Below are 22,344 nucleotides of genomic sequence, written 5' to 3'. Positions count from 1 at the left end.
GTTGATATCGTACATACGCTAGGCGTAGTGAACAATCAAGCGAAAGTTGAACTTTACGTTTGTAATGACAGCCCAATCCTATGTACAGCATTGATGTAAACGCATACATAATATATAATTTATTTTGCCACCTCTGGATGACTATGGACTTCTGTGAATGAACTTGGCTTGATCAAAACGATGCTTCACCCATCATGTATACATTAGAAATGGAGGGGAAAAGTAGTGCGTAAACGTTCGGAAGACAGCCAAAAGGTGTTTACACGGATTCTGGTTGGCATTATCATCAGCACGGTCGCTACCTTGCTTGTTGCTACTGTCATTTTATACGCCAACTATAATCGCATTGCTCTTCGCCAAGTCTATCGTACCGATATGGATAGTCTCACACAGGCGAGTCGTGAAGTTTCCAAAATGACAGAGACCGCCAAATCCTTGTCTTATCAGATCTATCAGGATTACACGATTTCCGCTCTACTCCTATACTCCAAACCGAGCATATATGAGATTACTCCCGCCATGGAGCAGCTTGATAACTACCGCATGTCCCTTCCTTTTATTGAATCCATCTATGTGTACAACTCCAAAAGCAATGAGTTCTTCATCAGTTCAGATGGTGTTCGTACTGGACAACAATCCATCTCTGACATTGACGATCACGGGATCACGGAGATTCTTCGGCAATTCCATGACTATAAACCCTTTGTCCCCATCCCACGTACATATCAGGTTGGCACGACAGAAGAAACCGAGGTCAACAGTTACACCTACTTGTGCTATGACACGATCAACGATAATGCCAAGCTGAATTATGCTGTCATTGTAAACATCAAGGATGACTGGCTAAGTCCCAACATCAATTCAGAGGATCAGCCTGGCAGTACATTCATTATTAATGAGAAAGGCGAGTTATTGTCTGATTTTGGTGAACGGGCATTAATGAAGGATCTCTCTGGTGAATCGTTTATACAGCCTATTCTGCAAAACGAAGCCAAGTCCGCATTCTTCACCGCAGAAGTGGATGGGGAAAAATCACTCATTACCTATACCTCTCCTGATAATCTAGGCTGGCGATATGTGCGAATTACACCTTACGACCTGATTACTACAGACATCCGGAATATGCGAACCCATACCGTCCTTTTCTGCCTTGGACTGTTGGTTGTTGGTTTGCTGTTGTCTTACCTTGTATCTCGCAAGTTATATCATCCTATTGATAAAGTTCTCGTTCGCATGCGTGTGATGGAAGCAGAGCGGCGAGGAAGCCTGCACATTCTCAGACAAGATTATTTGCGTGGAGCTCTCCAAAGACGTGAGACGTTTACGTGTGGGTTACTTGCAGAGCGCATGAAATTCTACGGTTCATCCTTAGATGTGCAGCGTAGCTCTAGACTTGTCTTGCTTCGAATCGATCACTTTGCCGACTTTTGTGACACTTACCGGGACGAGGTCAAATTGGTTAAATACGCGATGATGAACATATGTACAGAAACAATTGAAACGATGTATCATTCCGAAGCCATAGATATGGGTGGAGATCTGATTACGCTTATTTTCAACGAGAAAGATCCGGGTCAACATTCAGTGGGTGTTGGAGAGCAAAAGATCGAGGAGTTACTGCTAATGCTACAGGATGCGGTCATGCTACATCTGAAATGCTCCATATCCTTTACAATCGGACCAGAAGAAAAGTCTCTTGAGGACTGCATTGCATCTTATGCAAGGTCAGCGGAAGCCTCACTGCATCGATTATTCCATGGTTCTGGCTGTCTACTGTACACGTCAGACATCATGGCCTATCGTGCGAAAGAGTACGCCTTCCCTGTTGGTAAGGAAAAACAGCTCATCGATTGTTTGATGACAGGCAAAACAGAGGAAGCAAAACAGGTGTATACCACGATCGTTAATGAAACGGCGAAGTATCCGTTCAATGTCTTCCAGCTCGCGCTCTCACATCTTACAATGACACTAAACCATGTACGCAACACACTCAAAAAGAATAACCAGCTGACGCTTAACTCTATTTCGGATGGCACGATGCTACCACTCCATGAGGCCGAGGATCTTAGTGAAGTGCATGCCCACTTCTATCAACTGTTCGATGAACTAGGCTCCAAGGTGGAGGAGAAGCGAACACTTAAACATGATGAGCTGATCCGCCGAATTAACAGCATTATTGAGCGGGATTACGCGGACACGAACCTTTGCCTCACCTCTATTGCAGAAGAATTGACGATGTCTCCAATCTATATAAGCAGACTGTATAAGCAACTAACATTAAAAGGGCTAACCGATGTCATTAATGAAACTCGTATTGTGAAAGCTCAGGATCTATTAATTGAGACAGAGAATTCCGTTGCAGATATTGCAGAAAGAACAGGCTTCACCAACAGCTCCTATTTTTATCGCATGTTCAAGAAGTTCAATGGAGTTACGCCTAATGATTATCGCCGCAAAGAATTACATTCAGAGTCTTAAACAAGCAAAAAAGCGACACTTGAGAGTTATGGCTACTGCTCTCTGTGTCGCTTTGCTAATGACATCAATTGATGTAGATCAATTATTCTTGCGTGTCTTCAGCCGTTTCGGAAGTCTCACGCACTTTGTACTTGTCCAAACGCATTTGTTGATATTCACGCAAAGCCTCTTCACCAACAACGACTTCAACACGGTGAATATTCATACCTTTGCCCATGAACTTCTGCTCATACTCGGTCATGACATGTTCTTCATTCAATCCGTCCCGGTGCAAGTTCAAGGAGATGTTTGTCATTTGCAGACCGAAGTCAGCAATGGAATTGAGCGAGAATTCAAACAACGTCTCCGAATCAGTCTTGAAGTGAATTTGTCCTCTAGTATTGAGCAATTCTTTATATTTTTTCAAGAAACGTGGATGTGTCAAACGACGACGTGCATGCTTAGCTTTTGGCCAAGGATCACTGAAGTTCAGATAGATACGTTCCAGTTCCTCTGGATCGAATACATCCTCAATTTGTTCAATATTAGCGAGCGCCAGCTTCAGGTTAGGTGGTGTTTCCACTTCTGCCTGACTCCACGCATTACGAGCTTTCTCACTAGCACGACGAACGAGCTCATCGTACATATCAATTCCGATAAAGTTAAACTCCGGATATTTGTAGCTCATTTGGCTAATAAATTGCCCTTTGCCCATACCGAATTCTACAAAGATCGGATGGTCATTGCCAAACAGTTCAGACCATTTTCCTTTGTACTGATTGGGTTCTAGAACAACGAGATCTACTTGTTCCTCCAGATTTTCTCGGATTCCTTTTCTACCACGTAAACGCATTTTATTCCTCCGTTTATCCATACTTGTCTCAGATTCATTTTGCCGAAGAACGGACCAATTGTAAAGAGCAATGAAAAAGGAATCTTCGGAATTGCCACTAGTGGCAAATTTCAAAGATTCCCTCTTCGATTTATTTGGAATTGGGGTCCAACTACTTTAATAGTTCATAGTCTACCTTATCTTGGTGCGAAAAATCAAATGTCTTTTCGAAAGCGTCGCGAACTTTTTGTTTTGCAGCCGCTTTCACCTTCGGATTTCCATTAAAACGAACACCTGTCAAAGCCAGTGCCTCTTCAGCCGTCAGTTCTACAGAAACATGATGAAGATCATTGTTTTTAACTTGGGAATTCATTCATATCACCTCACGGTATAGTATGATCCATGACGTCAACATTAATTCAAATGCTATGATGAATACTGCCCATTAGATGGTGTCTGACGTTGATTTAAATATAACACAAGGTGTTAACTATAGCAAGAAGAAAACCGCGATTTTCCGGCCTATTTTTGCATCTGCATTCCCTTTTTTTTGAGTTTTTTGATACAATGGTAAAAGTCCATGGGAACGCAAATTTTGCCGTTTTTTGTTCTTTTTCACGAATAGATGCTGGCATGCGTTTCATTAATACACGAACAACCGAAGGAGTTCCTGAAGATGAATGCACCTGCTCTACCCAGCCCTCTTTCCTGGGGAGATAAACGATTCCATACCTGGAATTACGAGATGAGAAATGAATTTGACAACAAAGTGTTCAAAGTCATGTTGGATGCGGGATTTACTTGCCCGAACCGCGATGGCTCAATAGCCAAAGGTGGCTGCACATTCTGTAGCGCCCGAGGATCTGGCGATTTTGCGGGAAGTCGCCGCCACGACTTGGTTACACAATTTAATACCATTCGTGATAAACAGCATTTGAAATGGCCCACTGCCCATTATATTGGTTATTTTCAGGCGTATACCAATACATATGCACCTGTTGAAGAACTTCGAGAGTACTATGAAGAGATTCTTAAACAACCTGGAGTTGTTGGTTTGTCCATTGCCACAAGACCTGACTGCTTACCAGATGACGTTATCGAGTATTTGGCTGAGCTTAATGAACGAACTTACCTGTGGATTGAAATGGGGCTGCAAACGGTTCACGAATCCACTTCTACCCTTATTAATCGTGCGCATGATACGAAGTGTTATGAAGATGCTGTGGCTAAGCTACGCAAACACAATATCCGGGTCTGCACGCATATCATCTATGGTTTGCCTCAAGAAACACACGAGATGATGCTGGATACCGGTCGTGCCGTAGCGAATATGGATGTTCAAGGGATTAAGATTCATTTACTACACCTCATGCGCAAAACGCCTATGGTGAAACAATACGAAGCAGGTCTGCTCCGTTTCCTTGAACAAGATGAGTACATCAAGCTGATTGTAGATACACTTGAGTTTTTGCCGCCAGAAATGATCGTTCACCGCCTCACTGGTGATGCACCACGAGACCTGCTCATCGGTCCGATGTGGTCATTGAATAAATGGGAAGTGCTGAACTCCATTGACCGTGAATTGAGACAACGTGATACATGGCAAGGCAAGTACTGGAGGGGAGCATAAGATGGGTTTTCTATCTGTTCTAAGCTGTGCCCATCAATGGATTACAGCGCGTGTACAACCCGGAGACCTCGCTATCGATGCAACCGTAGGTACAGGCGCAGATACGTTATTCCTCGCACAACAGGTGGGCAGACGTGGGCAAGTCATTGGTTTCGATATCCAAAGTGAAGCTCTCACTCTGGCTCAAGCTCGGATTCGCAAACAAGAGGACGGTGCCAAACTTGGCTCGATTTCACTATTGCAGCTAAGCCATGACCGTATGGTTGAAGCTGTTCCGGAAGACTGGCAAGATGCCGTTGGAGCCGTTATGTTCAACCTTGGATATTTGCCTGCGGAAGGTGCAGATGCTTCCATTATTACGGCAACCGATAGTACACTTGCTGCATTAGAGGCTGCTCTAACATTACTGCGGCCAAAAGGAATTATTACCGTTGTACTATACCCAGGACATGAAGGTGGCTCTCAGGAGGCTGAAGCTGTAATGAAATGGGCTTCTGCTTTACCTGTCACGGAAGCACAGGTCATGCTCTATCGGCAATTACAACGTGAAACCTCGCCCTTCTTGATTGGAATCGAGAAGAAGTAATTTCCTTACTTGTCCAAATACGTTACGATAGACATATTGTAAGTGCCATCTGCTGAATACGCGTCAACCAATAAGTGTGAGTTCCAATAAGTACGGTTTTCAGTACAAAATCGAATCTTTTTGAACCCATTTATGAGTTGTTGATTGTTCGCACTGGTCACTTATAATACATAATCTGCAACCGTATACATGTAGGTGTCGAACCGGTTATAGGTTGATTAATTCATTCCACCATTTCATATACTAAAGGAGAGACTACAATGACTAATCCATATCCACTGCAATTTCAACCTGAATTCAAAGAACGTGTCTGGGGTGGCCGTGCACTTGAGAATTTTGGCCTTACGCCACCTGAAGGTCATATCGGAGAAGGTTGGATGATTGCAGATCACCCTAATGGAACAACAAAAGTCTTAAATGGTGCACTTGCTGGTAAAGGTCTGGATGAAGTGCGTGAACAGCTCGGTACGGCTTGGTTAGGAACAAAAGGTGTTTCCGAAAAAGGAGGACGCTTCCCGCTCCTGATCAAGCTTCTAGACTGTAACGATGATCTCTCTGTACAGGTTCACCCTACGGATGATTACGAGGCACTGCCTCCTGGTGAGCTCGGCAAAACGGAAATGTGGTATGTACTTGATGCGAAACCAGGCGCTCATATCATTTATGGATTAAATGAAGGCGTTGATCGTAACGTACTGAAGGAAGCTCTTGAAAATGGAACCGTGATGGATACGTTACGCCAAGTTCCTGTAGAAGCAGGCGATACGTTCTTTATCCCTGCCGGAACCGTTCATGCACTATGTGCAGGTGTCGTTGTGGCTGAAATTCAGCAAAATTCAGATACAACTTACCGGATTTATGACTATAACCGCCCAGGTCTGGATGGTAAGCCCCGTGAGTTACATGTTGAGGACTCCCTTAATGTCACTGCCTATGAAGGCGCTGGTGCCACAACAATGAAAACGAACAACGCAATCTCAGGTGAATGGCTGAAGCTGGCCGAATGCCCATATTTCGTCGTCGAAAAAGGGATCGTGACCAAGCCATGGCAGCTTGCGACAAGCGCTGAGAGCTTCACCATTCTAGTTGTATGCGAAGGTAACGGTACTTTAGCATGGGACAACGACTCGTCCGAAAAAATTGAATTAAACGCAGGTCAATGCTATCTATTGCCCGCCAACCTGGGTACATATACATTAGACGGGAATACCACTGTTCTTCGCTCTTACCTGCCTTAACTTTTCTCAAAGGTGAGATGACAGATTCGTCTTATCTTAGATCAGGCTTGAATGTAAACAATGAAGGAGGATTGGCACAAGATGCAGGAATCTACCTTTGGCCTTGTGGGCAATGAAGGTACCCGCATTCATGTGTACCGCTGGCTTCCTGATCCTGGAACTGACGTCCGGGGTGTGGTGCAGATTGCACATGGAATGGGAGAAACGGCAGCTAGGTATGCAGAGTTTGCAGAGTGCCTTACCCGCCATGGCTATGCGGTCTATGCTAATGATCATCGCGGTCATGGCAAATCGGTCGAAGATCCAAATTTGTTAGGTAACGCCGGGGTAGATGCCTTTCGCTGGATGGCCAGTGATATGATCAATCTTGGAGAGGTCGCATCTAAGGAGTATCCTGAGATTCCCCTCTTTTTAATGGGACACAGTATGGGCTCTTTTCTTGTCCAGCACCTAATGTATGCCGGGCACGAACGCTATCATGCCTTTATATTGTCGGGAACCAACGGCAAACGTGGTCTTCTGCGTTTTGGTGAGAAGCTCGCATTCCTTCAATGTGGATTTCAAGGAGCAACCCATCCGAGTATGCTGCTTAACGCATTGGTGTTCGGTGGATTCAATCGTTCCTTTCGCCCGGCGAGCACTCCTTTTGATTGGTTATCTCGTGACCCTGAGGAAGTTAAACGGTTCATTGATGATCCGATGTGCGGAGCGATATGTACAGCAGGTTTTTTCCGCGACTTCTTCAAACTGCTAATTGAAATACATCTGCCAAATAACATGAAACGTATTCCAAAAAATAAGCCCGTTTACCTCTTCTCAGGTGAGCAAGACCCTGTCGGTTTACATGGCAAAGGTGTTCATAACCTGGTGAGTCAATATCGCCAGCTTCAGCTTCAACATATTGAGTACCGCCTGTACGCTGGCGGTCGCCATGAGATGCTGCATGAGACGAATCGGGCAGATGTAGCTCTCGATGTATTACATTGGCTGGATCGCCATCTGGTACTATCTAGCGCAGCTCCTACCACCGGCAATACGGATATCGCTGATTCGGTATAATTCGCTCCATGCCAAGTAAAAAGAAGCCCCGGAATCTGAATGCCAGCGAAGGCTGCATTTGATTCCGGGGCTTCTTTATGATCATTTTTATGAATAGTATATCAGATGATACCTTTATCCTTCTTATCCTTCGATGAGCAAGGATTCCGGATCTTCAAGCAGTTCTTTAACAGTAACGAGGAATCGTACTGCTTCACTACCATCAATAATACGGTGATCATAGGACAGAGCGATATACATCATTGGACGATTCTCCATGCGCTCTGCATCAATCGCTACAGGACGAAGTTGGATCTTGTGCATACCCAGAATACCCACTTGAGGTGTATTCAGGATTGGTGTAGACAAGAGCGAGCCGAATGTTCCACCATTCGTAATCGTGAACGTTCCACCTTGCAGATCCGAAAGTGCCAACGTGTTGGAACGAGCTTTCGAAGCCAGATCGGCAATACTTCTCTCGATTTCAGCAAAGCCTAGACGATCTGCATCACGAACGACAGGTACAACCAGGCCTTCTTTGGCAGATACCGCGATACCGATATCATAGTATTTCTTAAGTACAACATCTTCGCCATCAATCTCTGCGTTAATGGTTGGGAACTTTTTCAGTGCACCCACAACAGCCTTAGTGAAGAAGGACATGAAGCCCAGATTGATCTCATGCTTCTCCTTGAACTTGTCCTTACGACGTTTGCGAACATCCATAATGGCAGTCATATCAACTTCATTAAACGTAGTCAACATTGCCGCTGTTTGTTGAGCTTCAACAAGACGTTTCGCTATGGTTGCGCGACGGCGAGACATACGTTGACGTTCAACTGGCTTAGTATACGTGGAGCCTCCGGTTGGAGCACTTGGTGCCGCTGGGGCTTTACTCGCAGAAAGTGCTGCTGGAGCAGTAGCCTGTGTATTATGAGTCTTCACATCATCCTGATATACGCGTCCGATTGGATCCTTACCTTGAACCTGATCGAGCTCAATGCCCCGCTCACGCGCTAGTTTACGCGCAGATGGGGAAGCTGTTTTGTTTCCATTATCAGAAGATTCAGAACCTGCAGCAACAGGTGCTGGTGGCGGAGTTGGCGCTTCAGGCGCTGGTGTAGCCGCTTGTTTTTGCTCCGTTGCAGCCGGCTGGGAAGCAGCTGAGCTACTTCCTCCCCCTGCACCCGCGGAAAGGGTACCGATCGTTTCACCGATTTCAACGGTATCCCCTTCTTGACGAATAATTTTCTCCAATACGCCACTTTCTTCAGCACTGATTTCAATATTAACTTTATCCGTTTCCAATTCTAGAAGGACATCACCTTGATTAACGGTATCTCCTTCTTTAACAAGCCATTTGGATACCGTTCCTTCGGTTATCGACTCACCCATTGCAGGTACTTTAATTTCGCTCACAGTTGTTACCTCCCAAGTGGAATATTATTCTTCGTCGTTTGTTTCAACGCGGATGTAATAATCTGTTGTTGTTCCATGCTATGCACAAGCTGATAACCGCTGGAAGGACTTGCATGTTCCGGACGGCCTTCATACTTAACGATTGTACCTTCTGGTGCAATTTCACGAAGACGTGGTTCCATATACGTCCATGCACCCATGTTTTTGTTTTCTTCCTGTACCCATACCAGCTCTTTCAACTTGCTGAAACGTGCGAGTACACGCTGGATCTCTTCGGCTGGGAATGGATACAGTTGTTCAACACGGATAATGTGCAGCCATGACAAGTCTCCGCCTTCTTTTTCAAACGCATCCTCAAGGTCAATCGCAATTTTACCACTGCACAAGATAATCCGTTCAACACGGTCAGGCTTCGTGCCAAGCCCTGCTTGTTCCAGCACTGGCTCAAACTTGCCTTCACTGAACTGAATCGCCGGAGAAGCAACACGTGGATTACGAATTAGACTCTTCGGTGACATCATTACAAGTGGACGCGCATCTTCGGTTTCAGTCAGGGAAGCCTGACGACGAAGCAGATGGAAATATTGAGAAGCACTTGTCAAGTTAGCAACGGTCATATTGTCTTCTGCAGCAAGCTGTAGGAAACGTTCGAGACGTGCACTTGTATGTTCAGGCCCTTGACCTTCATTACCGTGTGGAAGCAGCATAACCAAGCTTGATTTTTGCGACCACTTCGCGCGACCTGCGGATACGAACTGGTCAAAAATAACCTGTGCACAGTTCGCAAAATCACCGAACTGAGCTTCCCAGATGACAAGTGTCTCTGGTGAATATACGTTGTATCCATATTCGAATCCAACAACCGATTCCTCAGACAATGGGCTGTTGTAGATTGCAAATGAAGCTCGTGCCTGTGGCAAATGATGCAGCGGGCAGAATTTACTTCCATTCTCTGAATCATGCAACACCAGGTTCCGGTGAGCAAATGTTGCACGCTCTGCATCCTGACCACTGATCCGGATTGGCTTGCCATCTGCAAGAATAGTTGCAAACGCCAGTGTCTCTGCAAGGCTCCAATCTACTTTTTCGCCTTCATTGAGTGATGTGCTACGGCGCTGTAGAATCCGCTGCAACTTCGGATACACATTGAAATTTTCCGGCCATTTCAATAGATCTGCATTGATACTCCGTAGATTCTCAAGTGGTACCGCAGTTGGAATCACCTTCACGGTTTCAGGTTCATCTGTCTTGCGTTGATAGTATTCATGCACTTCATTTTTCTTCATATGGTCGTAAGCTTCTTTTAACCGGTTCGTCACAGCTTCACGAATGCTATTAATGGACGCTTCGTCAACAATAGATTCCTGTTTCAGCTGATCCTGATACAGATGACTTACGGTCGGATGGTTCTTAACTTTGTCATACACTTTCGGTTGTGTTGTTTCTGGATCATCCGTTTCGTTATGTCCATAACGACGATATCCGATGAGGTCGATCAAGAAATCTTTCTTAAACCGGTTCCGGTACTCTGCGGCCATCCGGATCGCTGCGATACAAGCATCCGGATTATCCGCATTAACGTGTATAATCGGAATTTCATATCCCTTTGCAAGGTCACTCGCATAATGCGTTGAGCGTGAATCACTGCTATCCGTTGTGAAGCCTAAGCGATTGTTTACAATGATATGAATCGTTCCGCCATTCTGGTATCCAGGCAGAGCCTTGAAATTCAGCGTTTCAGCTACAATTCCTTCACCAGGGAATGCTGCGTCACCATGCATAAGAATCGTTGCTGCTTTGGAAACGTCCTGTTTCGGGTAACCTGGTTCACGGCGATCATCCTGTGCAGCACGCGCGAATCCCTGTACAACAGGGTTTACGTACTCTAGGTGACTCGGGTTGTTCGCTAGTGTCAAGCGAGCCTGTACCGTTTCGCCTTCTTTTACGAAGCGATTAGCACCTAAGTGATATTTTACATCCCCCGTCCATCCATAATTGATTCCTGTAGAACCCTCAGATGGAACCAAATCCTTGTTCGGGGCATGATGGAATTCAGAGAAGATTTTGCTATATGGTTTACCCAGTACATGTGCCAGTACGTTTAAGCGTCCACGGTGAGCCATCCCCATCAGGATATGGCTTGAGCCCGAATGTGACATAATACGTACAGCTTCATCCAGCATTGGCACAAGCACATCGTTTCCTTCAATAGAGAAGCGCTTTTGTCCCACAAAGGTTTTATGCAGGAAATCTTCGAATTGCTCCACTTCGACCAAACGCTCCAGTAGAGCAGTACGTTCTTCCTGATTAAGTGGCGCCGGGGAAGTGCGAGATTCCGCACGACGATTGAGCCATTCACGCTCTTGTACTTCATGTACGTGGCTGAACTCATAAGCTATTGGCCCTGTGTAAATCTGGCGTAGACGCTGGATTGCGTCCCAACCATTTGCCGTCTGACCATCAGCACCCTCCCAGATCAAGGAAGCCGGCAATGCTTTGAGGTCTTCTTCATTTAATTCAAAATTCTTCGGTTCGAGCAAAGAGGTATCTGCTTCTTCACTAATCCCAAGTGGATCAATATCTGCAGCAAGATGACCATACGTGCGGATATTCCAAACCAGTTTCCCGGCTGTAACCGCTTTCTGTAAAAGTTGAATATCCACGCTTCCCGAGTTATTTTGAGCATTACCCGAAAAAGTGGTTGTATGTGCATCTCGGCCAGGCATTGGCGGTGCACCCCATTGTTCAAACAACTCCCGATAAGCTGGTGTCACTGCACCAGGGTCTTCGGAAAATAATTCATATTGTTCTTGTACATATCCCAAATTGGGTCCATAGTAACTTTCCCAGGGTTTCTTGTTGCCTTCCACGATCGTCATCGACGTTCCCTCCGTCTTGATTTAGTCGTATTTTTGACGGAAATCATTGACTAAGCTGTAATTTGCGTTCGTTCAACATTTTAAGCGAAATTTTTCATGAAGTCCAATAATCGTGCTGTTGGTGGTAATAACGTTGTTCCGACGCTCCCGTCAAGGTTTGTCTGCGTTTTCAAAATCATAGAAAAAGAATGATTATATATACCGTCGCACAGATGTCGAATACTGTCCTGATCCGTTCGAAGGTTACACATTCTCCAATATTTTCAACTGAAGTTCTGTGTTCTAATATCTATTCTATAAACTTTTGCGCTCAGGAGCATTTCCTATTTTTAGTTCGATTGATGCATAAATTAGATGAATCGAATAAATGGTGTGATCCTTACGTCAAAAAGTTGCTAATTCCCCCTTTTTTAATTGTGGTCGATAAAGTCAAAAAACAAACGGTCACTTTAAACATTAACCAATGGTACGTGTTTTACACTAAAATGCAATGAATAGAAGCGCATTTTTAGATTCTTAAACGGAAACACGGAAGACGCAGGTAGTGAGGAACCTGTTATTCCTGAAACCTGCCAATGATGTCCAAGCATTCGTATGCGTATTTCTTCTACGTTCTTCATAAGCCTTAAAAAATTGTGGACACAAATAAAAGCCATAAATCCGAAGATTTATGGCCTTACCTTTAAACTTTTAGTAAATCTATTGCTTTGAATCGGAGTAGCGGGATTTGAACCCACGACCTCACCCACCCCAAGGGTGCGCGCTACCAGGCTGCGCTATACCCCGATGTTAGCCATTTAATTACAGCTTCATCCGATTCCGAATCATATGCAGCGCAAACGGCGTTAATGCGAGCGAACCAAGTTGTTCCATCGTAAACCATGCTGCACCTAGAGAATCTTCGCCATCCGGCTCTATTTTGATATCATTGGCATGCTCTGCTGATTTCAGATATACATCATATAAAATGCCAATGTGATAAACTTCTTCTGGACTACCTTCATACATCCACTGCAATAGATTGGATTCCGCGGATCGAAGAACCAACCGAACATCCGTAAGCCCAGTCTCTTCTTCGATCTCGCGATGGAGCGCTGTCTCCGGTGTTTCTCCGAACTCCAGCCTACCTCCTGGCAGGTCCCATTTCCCCTGATAAGGCCCACGTGCCTTCTGAATCAGTAGTGCCTTCTGTTCCCAAACCAATAGACCGTACACGCCTAGATGTGTATGGCGCTCCATTATAGAACCTTCTTATCGCCAGACAAATGTCTGACCTGTTCTTCCAATCTTCGTATCCGCTTATTCATCTGATAAAGAGATGGAGTCACCACCAAGCCAGCGATGATTACAGCGACCCACATATATTCCAAATGAACCACTCCTCTTATTCGGCTTCATCTGCTGTCAAAGACATACGAACAACTAAATCTTCTCCTTCAATCACTAAAGCGATCAGACCATGGTCTGAGCCAGACTGATGATTCTCTCCATCCTGCCAGAAGGCAGCTTCTCCTGCCTTGATCACCACCCGTTTTCCATCGCCGCCTTCTACCCAGCCCTCTCCTTCCAGCACGAAGAACAATTGCTCACCTACGGCTGGATGAAGCCCAACATGTCCACCGACATCTAGCTTGATAAATGCCACATGGCACCCCGCAGTATTGCGAAGAATAGGTGCAATCATGGCTGCCTTGCTATCAAAAGCCGTAATTACTCGACCGTCTGCCCAGTCCATTCGATACATGTTCACTTCTCATCCTGCCTTGGAATTGTATCCAGATCTAATGACAGCCGAATCATATCCACACAACGAATACCACCCTCAATGATCTCTTCCTCATAATGTCTCACAAAGAAATCACGATCGACGCCAACAATACGGAATCCACAACGCTGATACAGCTTCAGTTGGTGGAAGCTTGAATTTCCTGTGCCAATCTCCACCGTCTTACATCCCAGTCTACGTGCAGCTTCAATCGCTTCCTTAATCATATGTCTGCCTACACCTTGTCCTTGCAACTCTTCTTGAACTGCAATATTAACAATCTCCACGGTTTCCGGCCGGGTCTTCAGCAAGACGAACTCTCCGACCATCTCTCCTTCATATTCAGCAATAAAACAAACACCCCGGCTCAAGTATTCGTCAACCATCGCTTTTGAAGGATCAGCCATCAACAAAAGCTCATAAGGCTTTTCTTCTTCCCAATCCAAGATTCGGAACGATAATTTCATGATAATCCCACCTTTTTGTAACAATATTCATTTACGTCCCGTTTGCAGAAGCCTATGTATCGGCTAAATCTTCATGTCATGTCACCGTAGCATCAACACGCCATGTAACCTCTTTTAACTCATTCTATGAACTTCCTGCTGCACCTGATTGATTAGAATAGTTGCGCATCAGCATTCCTGACGCTTTGATCATTCCTTGCTTTTCATAGAAATTTTGCATTTCTACATCGCATAACAGATCAATCATATATAGATGCTGAAGTCGATGAAGCATTCGCTCTAACAGAGAAGCCCCGATTCCTTTACCTTGATACGATGGCACAACTTCCAATAACGGGATATATGCACTAAGCACACCGTCTGAAATTGCCTGAATGAAGCCAACCACTTGATTACTCTCTTCATCAATAGCTAGTTCTACAGCATAAGACTGTTCCAATAACTTCATAAATGTAGCTAGAGATGGTGGATTCGGCCAACCATCGAAAAAATGTCCTGACAGTTGCTCCACACCTATTTCCTCTATCGAGGATCGAAACGTTACATGCATATAACCAACCCTCATCTCAAAACAAAGTAAATTTCATTATATCATAATATATGGATATTACTATATAGATATGGATGATCTCTTGCTATTGTAGAACTTTATCCGAATAGACTTTAAACGTTTCCTTCAGCGTCTGCCCTGTGGATTTCTCCCAGATCACACTTCGTTCGAATGTACCCTCATGGAAAAATCGTGGGAAACGCTCTGCGAACCAGTCCTGCATCGGAAGATCAAGCGCCTGCTCCAAGGGAATCCATATCAATTCACCTTCGGGCGGATTCTGCAGCAGCTCTCCCTCAAACGCCGTTGCCAGATAGTTAAACACCATATAACGCAATCCCTGCTCCGGATCACAGAACTCATCGAGTCCTTTATACGTAATTTCAGTAACCTTAAGTCCAGTTTCCTCCTCTACCTCTCGCATGGCTCCATCTACAATACTTTCTGGATAATCCACCTTGCCTCCAGGTGCAATGTATCCCGGAAACCCTTTACTGTCCGGGCGATTCATCAATAACACCTTACCCTTTGCCTTATCCCACACCATGCACATCGTCAGAATCTCAATTTGTGTACTCATACGTATCCTCCTGCAATCCTTCGTTGTACATTAACATTTCTGGTAATCCACTGGTTTTTCCTGCTTCGACTGATCTTAATTTCTAACAACACGTAGTCATGCATAATTATTAGAAAAAGCCATGTACCAAAAAGACCCCGAAGAGTCTCGGAGTCTGTCTATCTCAACCTATTTACCACTCATCATTAATGGCTATCTTGATTCAACGCTGTAATTAAAACTCTCCGTTCTTTCCACTCCGCACGTCGATAGGCCTGTAACAGACCGAATTTGCGAATGCTGGCTTTTGGCACGGATTTATAAGGCATGACTACCGTAAACTCTTCCTTAAACGGTACGTAAGACAAGCCAACCTTCTCTTTGGATATCCATTCCGCCCGAATCGGTTCTCTCCCACAAGCATCAAATGTACAGCCTAACCCTTCGGCAAAAAACTCATAACGTGCCGCAGGAGTGCCCGGTTCCTCCATACAGAGAAACAGACTCAACTGATCACAAAAAAGCATAATGTCCACATCACTTTGTAATCTACGTTGTAACTCCTCTCCACCACCTAGCTGTGCAATCCATTCCGATTGCTGCTTACGCTCGCTATTCAGATATTCCCTGATATCTTCATCATCATGTGCATTAGCCCCGAGTGTATTTTGGAACAACTCCGTATACATCATGCTACATAACAATCCTGCGTACACGTTTTTTGCACAGACTTCAGCAATGCCCTTCTGGTAAAATACAAAGCGCGGACGCAGCGGAAAGTCACGGAACGAGTACGGAGACTGACTATAATCATTCCAGAACGGAGCAGCATCCAGTTCAATCCATCCACGATCATGCTCTCTTGCCGCAAGAACAAGCTCTTCAAAGTGACTGGCGTCAGCGAGCAACTCGTGTTTCCAATGCGAAGCCATCTCTCCAGCTACTTTCCCATGCTCTTGTTGTGCGGTCAATACAAAATCATGCTCTCTCTCATAGACGATCATTTGCTGTCACCCTTCCGCATGGTATAATTCGACTCTACACTGCTCCCATGTTATAATTCCCATTTCATTTCAACATGGGATGATGTAAATTGGTTAAAATTACGTATAAAATTTCGGATACCCCGTTATTTATACATCTTCACTATAAGCCCTGGCGCCATTTTAAATGTAAAGGTGTTGTCAGTTCCCTGAAATTTGGTACACTAAAGATTGTGTCACAGATTACATTACATATAGAAAGCGGGATCTCATGAATTTATATTCTCCTTACATCGAGTTCAACCGCAAGGAATGGGCTGGACTGCAAGAGCATCAGACCACAATTCCGCTGACGGAAATTGAATTAGAACAGCTCAAGGGATTAAATGAAGAGGTATCTATACAGGAAGTAAAAGATATTTATTTACCTCTTACCCACTTTATTGACTTATATGCACGTGTCTCACGAGAGTTAAATCGGTTAACTGCCTCTTACTTAAAAAAAGAAGCTGGCCCTGTGCCTTACATTATCGGGATTGGGGGTAGTGTTGCCGTAGGCAAGAGTACCGCTGCTCGCCTGTTGCAAGCTCTGCTAGCCAGAGGCAAAAACAATCCCAAAGTCGACCTCGTTACGACAGATGGATTCCTATATCCCAACGCCGTGCTGGAGGAAAAGGGCATCATGAACCGAAAGGGTTTCCCTGAAAGCTACGATATCAAGTCACTCATTCAATTCATGGGTGATGTGAAATCCGGCAAGCCCGAAGTTAAAGCTCCGGTCTACTCCCATCTTGCCTACGATGTAATTCCAGGCGAGGAAAAGACGATCTGTCAGCCGGACATCCTGATCATTGAAGGCATTAACGTACTTCAAATCAAGAAAGAGACACCGTTACTGGTGAGCGACTTCTTTGACTTCTCCATCTATATTGATGCAGAAGAACAACATATACGCCACTGGTACATTGAGCGGTTCAAGCTTCTACGCAATACCGCGTTTCAGAACACAGAATCCTTCTTCCACAGCCGTTTCGCCAATATTGGCGAGCAGGAAGCCGTGCAAACCGCTAGTCAGATCTGGCAAGATATCAATGCCAAAAATCTGCACGAAAACATTTTGCCAACGAAGGGACGAGCCAGACTTATATTGAAAAAGGAAGCTGATCACTCCATCCAACGTATTCAATTGCGCAAACTGTAGTTGACGGGTTCGGAGCACTCCATGTTCCGAATACCACCATATGAAGGAGATATCCCTATGCAAACGTTAATCATATTAGGAAGCATTATGATGTTTCTGGCCGTAGCCTTGGGTGCATTTGGAGCACATGCACTGAAGCGCAAATTGTCCGCTGACATGATCAAAATTTACGAGACGGGTGTCCAATACCACCTGATTCATGGACTTGGACTCATCATCATGGGACTGCTTGCTGATCGCTTGGAACAGACTTCGCTTGTATTGCTCGCTGGATGGCTTTTGTTCGCAGGCATCATCCTGTTCTCAGGTAGCCTTTATGTACTCAGCATTACAGGTGTACGTAAGCTTGGTGCCATCACTCCATTAGGCGGAGTCGCATTTCTCGCAGGATGGGTAACTTTATTGATTGCAGCTCTGTAATTCCTACACCAATAGATTACAAGAAAAAGAGTGTTCTAGCTGTTGACTAAAGCACTCTTTTTTTTGCTTTTCAATTCGTCCAGATTCGACGAATCGAAGGCGCTAACTCATCTGCTGCCGTCTGCTCCAGTACATATACATCCGGATTCGTTAGAGATTTCCACGCTTCGAAGCCGAAGGATGAATCGTACTGACGGATGATCAGGGATAATAAATTCCCGTGAGTCACCACTGCAGCGCTTGATTCGGATCGTTCCCACAACTCATCCAACACATTCATGCCACGTGCTGTTGCCGTACGAGAAGACTCGCCTCCTTCTTCCGTCCAGTCTTCGTCAGTGTATGTACGTCTTAGCGAATCCATCCAGTTTTCCAGATGTAGGGTGCTTAACACTCTCTCCTGAAGGCGTTCATCCGTATGGATCTGCTGGGACAACGATAGGCTAAGCGGCATCGCCGTCTGTAGCGCCCGTTTCCAAGGACTCGAAGCAATATAAGTGATGTCATGTTGTCCAAGCACCTTTGCTAGCTGCTCAGCTTGTTGCAATCCTTCTGCTGTAAGCTCCGATTCGGGTTCCTGCCCGGTCGCTTTGGCATGTCGAATGAGATAAATGGACTTCATATCTTATCCTCCTGTTAAACGAGATTACAAGTTGCTCATTTGAAGGTATTGCAGGGCTCGTTTCATATTATCCCGATCTACCGATTTTCCAGAGGAGCTGAGAAAAGTAATCTGATCTTCTGTCCACACACCGTGCTGCTCAGACAGCTCAAGGAGCTGTTGCAGACGATTAACCGTGCCTGTGCTTCCATCAATGATTCGCACATGTGCTGGAAGAACTTTGCGAAGCATAGCGGTGTAATATGGATAATGCGTGCAGCCAAGTACCACAGTTCCATACTTGTTCAGATCAAGATCCGCCATTTTCATGCGAAAATATGCGGTGACCTTCTCCTCATCAAAATCCAATCGCTCACACCACTCAACAAGTTCAGGAAGCGGGATGGAATCTACAGTATTATGGTCATCCACACGAGATACCAGTTCATTATATTTGGCTTGACTCAGGGTTAATGCCGTGGCAAATACAAGTACTCTTTTTCCACTCTCACGATTCATCTCCACTGCTGGCTTCACCGCTGGTTCCATGCCGATGACCGGAATGTCGATTCGGGTACGCAAATCCTTCACAGACAAACTGGTTGCTGTATTGCAAGCAATGACGATGGCTTTTACATTTTCGTGCAGAATCGCATCTACAGCATCAAAAATATGTCCTCTTACCTCATCTGCAGCTTTGGGTCCGTAAGGAACATGTAAAGTATCTGCGTAATATATAAACTGTTCTTCAGGAAATTGTTGCAACGCTCGATGTAACACCGTTAGACCACCAATGCCTGAGTCAAAAAATGCAATTTTCTTATTCAAAGGTTTCACCTCTATAACGTATTCTTTCAGGTTCCATCGAACCCGGTATTCCTGCTCATGATGACTGGAGGTGAGGTATGTTGATTCTTCCTTCATTTTATACTGCATGAGCCAGTCTCTGCCACTGTTCCAATGCTCCGCCGTACGATCTTCTCCAAGTAAACTCGTCACTTGCCTATGCCATATTCATTCATTCAGATCGTGATCCTCACCCCAACAAGTTATGTCAGGGGAAGCACCCATTTCTCCTCCGTAAGCTCCTGTCCGGATAAGAACTGCCGCTTGGTCTCGACCACATGAAAACCAAGAGATTGATAGAGTCTGCGTGCTCCTGTTAAGTCTTGATTAGTCCATAATAAGATCGAAGCATAGTTTTGTTCTCTGGCAAACTGAATAGCATGTTCAACCAGATGACGACCCCACCCTTCATTACGAACTTCAGGTTCAATGAGAAACCAGCGTAATTGAGCAGTGTGTTCATCCAGTTCAACGAGCCCAATGCAACCTGAGGCAACTCCGTCCAGATCAACAATCCAGATCATTTGCTTCTTGTGATGGCAAGCACGACCGAACTCCTGAACAGATTCCTCAATGAAAATAGCAAAGCTATGATCATAATTATACTCATTTCGATAGATACGGATATGAGCTTCAATGACATATTGTAGGTCCTTTTGTTCAAAAGTTCGGATCATTGCCCTGACACACCTCTGTTCTGTTCACATAAGACTTATCTATAAGTGCGTGTTCGAAAAGGTCGGTTTTCAGTACCAAGAAGATGGGCTGAAGCTAGAAATGGAGTAGCGGAGCGTAGGCAGGACTACGTGAGCAACAGACATTTCGGCTGAATCCCATATTCGATGCTGAGATGCCGTCAGGCATTCTTCGTAATCAAAAGCGGACTTTTTGAACAACCTCTATAAGACTCAGATCGAGCATACCTGCATATCCACCTATTCTCTCAATCATTTTCCATTATACGGTATATTCCTGTGAGATACGAATTGAGATTGCGTAATTACGAATGAGCATTACGTAGCAGTAGACTCAGCTGTCTGCTATTGTTTCGTATAGAAGTAAGTCATATGAGCTTCATCATATCCCTGACCATAAACTTCCAAGGCATTTTTTTCGATTCCGTATGTCTCAAACCCCGCTTGTTCATATAAACGTTTAGCTGATCCATTCGTTGTAACAACACATAGATTGATTTGTTTCAATCCCTCTAGCTGTCTCCCTCGCTCAAGCACCTCCTGAAGTAGACGAGAAGCCACTCCAAGTCCACGATAAGCAGGAGACACATAGACACCCCAGATCATGCCTTTGTGTCTTAACTTTAGCCCATATTCTCGCTTGAACCCCATCATTCCTGCTAGAGAACCATCCTGGGCGTATGCTCCAAGAATGTAATCATCCGGCTCATTATGTATGCGTTCTTGCACCTCAGTCATGGGGATCTGTACTGAAATCTCAAACGAAGCACCGAACGCTTCAGGATGATTTTTGAGCGCTTCTAGTCGAAAAGGCCAGTAGTGCTCTGCATCATCACGCACAATATTGCAAATTGAGATAGATTCGTTGGAGGAAGCTTTGCTCATACCTCACCACTCCTTGCATTTCATAGGTTCATATAGTAATAACCTTGCACGACATATATCGCACAACAAATAATACTATAGTGATTCAAAACTAGACTACTCGTCCTGCTCTCTAGTGGGCTGGATATGGGTTAACTTCTGCTTGCGAGCAGCGTCACGCTCCATCGCTTCTTCCACTGGATCTCGTTTAGGCAATTTACTATTGATTCGTAGAAGAAGAGTAACCATGATCAGCAATAGAACGATTACAATGAATTCAAACAGCTCAAGCACCTCCCATGAAAATCTGCTTCACATTTGCTCTAACAGCTAGCTGCCCATTCTTTATTTTTATTTCAATCCACGGGCAATAATCCACTCGAACCACTTCCACGGCAATAGAGCCTTACCGATAATCAGCAAACGAGAGCCTTTGCCGAGCGCATATCGAAGTCGTGGGGAGCGCATCTGTCCAATCCGAACAATTAGGTCAGCCACTTCTTGCGGATCAGGCGCAGTTTCGCCTGTACGACGGGAGTAACGGAGCACTGCATCCAGCTGCTTGTAGTAAGGCGACTGCTCCCGCTGACGAATCTCACCTAAGCCCTTGTTCCATATAGGGGTACGATACGCGCCGGGCTCTATCAATACAGCCTTTATACCAAATGGAGCCATCTCATGGCGTAAGCTTTCTGTGAAACCTTCCACCGCAAACTTAGAGGTAGCATAGGGTGCATATCCTGGAAAGCCCGATAACCCACTAACGCTGGAGATATTAATAATGAATCCGCTTCTTTGCTTACGCATCACTGGCAGAACAGCGCGCGTAACCTCAATAAGTCCAAACAGATTCGTCTCCATTTGTCTTCGCCAATCCGCCATAGGTACTTCCTCAATGAATCCTCCAACTGCAAAACCTGCATTGTTCACCAACATATCAATCCGGCCGTACTGCCGAAGGATCTCATCCATCGCCTCCGTTACCGAATCGGGATCAGTGACGTCCAAGCGTATGTATCGTATTTGATCCGAGATTCCCGCTTCTGCGGCTAGCCTCACCAACGCTTCCTTACGACTGAGGTCACGCATTGTTGCTACAACCAGATAACCTCGTTTCGCCAAACTAATCGCTGTCAGCATCCCAAATCCACTAGATGTGCCGGTTATTAAGACCACCGGTGCATTGTCCGTCTTCCTTTTTCCATTCGTCAATAAATTCACCTTCTTCCTCACTCCGTTTACCAAGCATCCCTACGTTCTCTATACCTCATGCCAAGACGTGCAGATAGAATAACAGAAGGACAGTCGTCGCTG

At 45.0% G+C, this 22,344-nt stretch carries 24 protein-coding genes and 1 tRNA gene; 7 read left to right on the top strand and 18 right to left on the bottom strand.

Translation table 11 applies throughout. The features are described from left to right. Positions 1 to 225 precede the first annotated feature (225 nt). Positions 226 to 2,478, top strand: coding sequence for an AraC family transcriptional regulator (locus DMB88_RS08725; RefSeq protein WP_128101050.1), 2,253 nt, complete (start codon positions 226 to 228; stop codon positions 2,476 to 2,478). Between the two features lie 82 nt (positions 2,479 to 2,560). Here the strand turns inward: DMB88_RS08725 and trmB are convergent, their stop codons facing one another. Both trmB and DMB88_RS08715 read right to left on the bottom strand, forming a co-directional pair. Then, positions 2,561 to 3,310 carry a tRNA (guanosine(46)-N7)-methyltransferase TrmB gene (gene trmB, locus DMB88_RS08720; protein ID WP_128101049.1) on the bottom strand — a complete coding sequence of 250 codons (750 nt, stop codon included), beginning with the start codon at positions 3,308 to 3,310 and terminating at the stop codon, positions 2,561 to 2,563. Positions 3,311 to 3,461: 151 nt separating this feature from the next. Then, positions 3,462 to 3,662 carry a hypothetical protein gene (locus DMB88_RS08715; RefSeq protein ID WP_128101048.1) on the bottom strand — a complete coding sequence of 67 codons (201 nt, stop codon included), beginning with the start codon at positions 3,660 to 3,662 and terminating at the stop codon, positions 3,462 to 3,464. Positions 3,663 to 3,965: 303 nt separating this feature from the next. On the opposite strand from DMB88_RS08715, the gene DMB88_RS08710 reads away from it, so the two are divergent. The 4 genes from DMB88_RS08710 (at position 3,966) to DMB88_RS08695 (ending at position 7,802) form a co-directional block, all read left to right on the top strand. After that, a complete protein-coding gene (locus DMB88_RS08710) occupies positions 3,966 to 4,919 on the top strand; it encodes a tRNA modification radical SAM protein MnmL/YtqA (protein ID WP_056698715.1) in 954 nt (317 codons plus the stop codon). 1 nt (position 4,920) lies between these two features. Beyond that, positions 4,921 to 5,505 carry a tRNA 5-(aminomethyl)-2-thiouridylate-methyltransferase MnmM gene (locus tag DMB88_RS08705; RefSeq protein WP_128101047.1) on the top strand — a complete coding sequence of 195 codons (585 nt, stop codon included), beginning with the start codon at positions 4,921 to 4,923 and terminating at the stop codon, positions 5,503 to 5,505. Between the two features lie 260 nt (positions 5,506 to 5,765). Next, entirely contained in the window at positions 5,766 to 6,743 is a 978-nt protein-coding gene (locus DMB88_RS08700) for a type I phosphomannose isomerase catalytic subunit (RefSeq protein ID WP_128101046.1), read from the top strand. Positions 6,744 to 6,824: 81 nt separating this feature from the next. Beyond that, positions 6,825 to 7,802: an alpha/beta fold hydrolase gene (locus DMB88_RS08695; RefSeq protein ID WP_128101045.1), complete on the top strand. Its 978-nt coding sequence runs from the start codon at positions 6,825 to 6,827 to the stop codon at positions 7,800 to 7,802. Between the two features lie 123 nt (positions 7,803 to 7,925). Here DMB88_RS08695 and odhB read toward each other — a convergent pair whose 3' ends face one another. The 10 genes from odhB to DMB88_RS08650 form a co-directional block, all read right to left on the bottom strand. Continuing rightward, a complete protein-coding gene (odhB, locus tag DMB88_RS08690; protein WP_128101044.1) occupies positions 7,926 to 9,200 on the bottom strand; it encodes a 2-oxoglutarate dehydrogenase complex dihydrolipoyllysine-residue succinyltransferase in 1,275 nt (424 codons plus the stop codon). Between the two features lie 5 nt (positions 9,201 to 9,205). Then, positions 9,206 to 12,079, bottom strand: a complete 2,874-nt coding sequence (locus DMB88_RS08685; protein WP_128101043.1) for a 2-oxoglutarate dehydrogenase E1 component — start codon at positions 12,077 to 12,079, stop codon at positions 9,206 to 9,208. Between the two features lie 712 nt (positions 12,080 to 12,791). After that, positions 12,792 to 12,865, bottom strand: a tRNA-Pro gene (locus DMB88_RS08680). A gap of 15 nt (positions 12,866 to 12,880) precedes the next feature. Next, a complete protein-coding gene (locus tag DMB88_RS08675; RefSeq protein WP_128101042.1) occupies positions 12,881 to 13,318 on the bottom strand; it encodes an NUDIX domain-containing protein in 438 nt (145 codons plus the stop codon). Further along, a complete protein-coding gene (locus tag DMB88_RS31705) occupies positions 13,318 to 13,449 on the bottom strand; it encodes a hypothetical protein (protein WP_260865854.1) in 132 nt (43 codons plus the stop codon). The genes DMB88_RS08675 and DMB88_RS31705 overlap by 1 nt, the downstream gene beginning before the upstream one ends. 14 nt (positions 13,450 to 13,463) lie before the next feature. Then, positions 13,464 to 13,823 carry a cupin domain-containing protein gene (locus DMB88_RS08670; RefSeq protein WP_128101041.1) on the bottom strand — a complete coding sequence of 120 codons (360 nt, stop codon included), beginning with the start codon at positions 13,821 to 13,823 and terminating at the stop codon, positions 13,464 to 13,466. Positions 13,824 to 13,825: 2 nt separating this feature from the next. Continuing rightward, positions 13,826 to 14,311, bottom strand: a complete 486-nt coding sequence (locus DMB88_RS08665) for a GNAT family N-acetyltransferase (RefSeq protein WP_128101040.1) — start codon at positions 14,309 to 14,311, stop codon at positions 13,826 to 13,828. Between the two features lie 124 nt (positions 14,312 to 14,435). Then, positions 14,436 to 14,861 carry a GNAT family N-acetyltransferase gene (locus DMB88_RS08660; RefSeq protein WP_128101039.1) on the bottom strand — a complete coding sequence of 142 codons (426 nt, stop codon included), beginning with the start codon at positions 14,859 to 14,861 and terminating at the stop codon, positions 14,436 to 14,438. Between the two features lie 85 nt (positions 14,862 to 14,946). Further along, positions 14,947 to 15,441, bottom strand: coding sequence for an 8-oxo-dGTP diphosphatase (locus DMB88_RS08655; RefSeq protein ID WP_128101038.1), 495 nt, complete (start codon positions 15,439 to 15,441; stop codon positions 14,947 to 14,949). A gap of 185 nt (positions 15,442 to 15,626) precedes the next feature. After that, on the bottom strand, positions 15,627 to 16,424 hold the full coding sequence (locus DMB88_RS08650; RefSeq protein ID WP_128101037.1) for a DUF3891 family protein: 798 nt from the start codon (positions 16,422 to 16,424) through the stop codon (positions 15,627 to 15,629). 250 nt (positions 16,425 to 16,674) lie between these two features. Between DMB88_RS08650 and coaA the strand changes: the two genes are divergently transcribed. Together coaA and DMB88_RS08640 are read left to right on the top strand one after the other, a co-directional pair. Further along, positions 16,675 to 17,604, top strand: coding sequence for a type I pantothenate kinase (coaA, locus tag DMB88_RS08645; RefSeq protein WP_128101036.1), 930 nt, complete (start codon positions 16,675 to 16,677; stop codon positions 17,602 to 17,604). A gap of 57 nt (positions 17,605 to 17,661) precedes the next feature. Continuing rightward, positions 17,662 to 18,024, top strand: coding sequence for a DUF423 domain-containing protein (locus DMB88_RS08640; RefSeq protein WP_056698751.1), 363 nt, complete (start codon positions 17,662 to 17,664; stop codon positions 18,022 to 18,024). A 70-nt stretch (positions 18,025 to 18,094) separates the two neighbouring features. On the opposite strand, the gene DMB88_RS08635 is transcribed toward DMB88_RS08640, so the two are convergent. From DMB88_RS08635 to DMB88_RS08615, 6 genes are all read right to left on the bottom strand, one after another. Beyond that, on the bottom strand, positions 18,095 to 18,646 hold the full coding sequence (locus DMB88_RS08635; protein ID WP_128101035.1) for a histidine phosphatase family protein: 552 nt from the start codon (positions 18,644 to 18,646) through the stop codon (positions 18,095 to 18,097). Positions 18,647 to 18,670: 24 nt separating this feature from the next. Further along, complete coding sequence (murI, locus tag DMB88_RS08630; RefSeq protein ID WP_254438509.1) at positions 18,671 to 19,624, bottom strand: glutamate racemase; 954 nt, start codon at positions 19,622 to 19,624, stop codon at positions 18,671 to 18,673. Between the two features lie 50 nt (positions 19,625 to 19,674). After that, positions 19,675 to 20,148, bottom strand: a complete 474-nt coding sequence (locus DMB88_RS08625; protein ID WP_128101034.1) for a GNAT family N-acetyltransferase — start codon at positions 20,146 to 20,148, stop codon at positions 19,675 to 19,677. A 363-nt stretch (positions 20,149 to 20,511) separates the two neighbouring features. Then, a complete protein-coding gene (locus tag DMB88_RS08620) occupies positions 20,512 to 21,051 on the bottom strand; it encodes a GNAT family N-acetyltransferase (protein WP_128101033.1) in 540 nt (179 codons plus the stop codon). A 96-nt stretch (positions 21,052 to 21,147) separates the two neighbouring features. Next, on the bottom strand, positions 21,148 to 21,324 hold the full coding sequence (locus tag DMB88_RS30200; protein ID WP_164848567.1) for a hypothetical protein: 177 nt from the start codon (positions 21,322 to 21,324) through the stop codon (positions 21,148 to 21,150). 57 nt (positions 21,325 to 21,381) lie between these two features. Next, on the bottom strand, positions 21,382 to 22,242 hold the full coding sequence (locus DMB88_RS08615) for an SDR family oxidoreductase (RefSeq protein WP_128101032.1): 861 nt from the start codon (positions 22,240 to 22,242) through the stop codon (positions 21,382 to 21,384). Positions 22,243 to 22,344: the final 102 nt, after the last annotated feature.

This window comes from Paenibacillus sp. DCT19 (assembly GCF_003268635.1).
Classification (GTDB): Bacteria; Bacillota; Bacilli; order Paenibacillales; family Paenibacillaceae; genus Paenibacillus.
The sequence above is the reverse complement of the archived record's forward strand: the minus strand, read 5'-3'. Positions and strand labels throughout refer to the sequence as shown.

Coding starts and splice junctions, on each gene's coding strand:
- trmB (WP_128101049.1), bottom strand. CDS start 3,310: ATGCGTTTACGTGGTAGAAAAGGAATCCGAGAAAATCTGGAGGAACAA.
- DMB88_RS08715 (WP_128101048.1), bottom strand. CDS start 3,662: ATGAATTCCCAAGTTAAAAACAATGATCTTCATCATGTTTCTGTAGAA.
- DMB88_RS08710 (WP_056698715.1), top strand. CDS start 3,966: ATGAATGCACCTGCTCTACCCAGCCCTCTTTCCTGGGGAGATAAACGA.
- DMB88_RS08705 (WP_128101047.1), top strand. CDS start 4,921: ATGGGTTTTCTATCTGTTCTAAGCTGTGCCCATCAATGGATTACAGCG.
- DMB88_RS08700 (WP_128101046.1), top strand. CDS start 5,766: ATGACTAATCCATATCCACTGCAATTTCAACCTGAATTCAAAGAACGT.
- DMB88_RS08695 (WP_128101045.1), top strand. CDS start 6,825: ATGCAGGAATCTACCTTTGGCCTTGTGGGCAATGAAGGTACCCGCATT.
- DMB88_RS08685 (WP_128101043.1), bottom strand. CDS start 12,079: ATGACGATCGTGGAAGGCAACAAGAAACCCTGGGAAAGTTACTATGGA.
- DMB88_RS08675 (WP_128101042.1), bottom strand. CDS start 13,318: ATGGAGCGCCATACACATCTAGGCGTGTACGGTCTATTGGTTTGGGAA.
- DMB88_RS08670 (WP_128101041.1), bottom strand. CDS start 13,823: ATGTATCGAATGGACTGGGCAGACGGTCGAGTAATTACGGCTTTTGAT.
- DMB88_RS08665 (WP_128101040.1), bottom strand. CDS start 14,311: ATGAAATTATCGTTCCGAATCTTGGATTGGGAAGAAGAAAAGCCTTAT.
- DMB88_RS08660 (WP_128101039.1), bottom strand. CDS start 14,861: ATGCATGTAACGTTTCGATCCTCGATAGAGGAAATAGGTGTGGAGCAA.
- DMB88_RS08655 (WP_128101038.1), bottom strand. CDS start 15,441: ATGAGTACACAAATTGAGATTCTGACGATGTGCATGGTGTGGGATAAG.
- DMB88_RS08650 (WP_128101037.1), bottom strand. CDS start 16,424: ATGATCGTCTATGAGAGAGAGCATGATTTTGTATTGACCGCACAACAA.
- coaA (WP_128101036.1), top strand. CDS start 16,675: ATGAATTTATATTCTCCTTACATCGAGTTCAACCGCAAGGAATGGGCT.
- DMB88_RS08640 (WP_056698751.1), top strand. CDS start 17,662: ATGCAAACGTTAATCATATTAGGAAGCATTATGATGTTTCTGGCCGTA.
- DMB88_RS08635 (WP_128101035.1), bottom strand. CDS start 18,646: ATGAAGTCCATTTATCTCATTCGACATGCCAAAGCGACCGGGCAGGAA.
- DMB88_RS08625 (WP_128101034.1), bottom strand. CDS start 20,148: ATGATCCGAACTTTTGAACAAAAGGACCTACAATATGTCATTGAAGCT.
- DMB88_RS08620 (WP_128101033.1), bottom strand. CDS start 21,051: ATGAGCAAAGCTTCCTCCAACGAATCTATCTCAATTTGCAATATTGTG.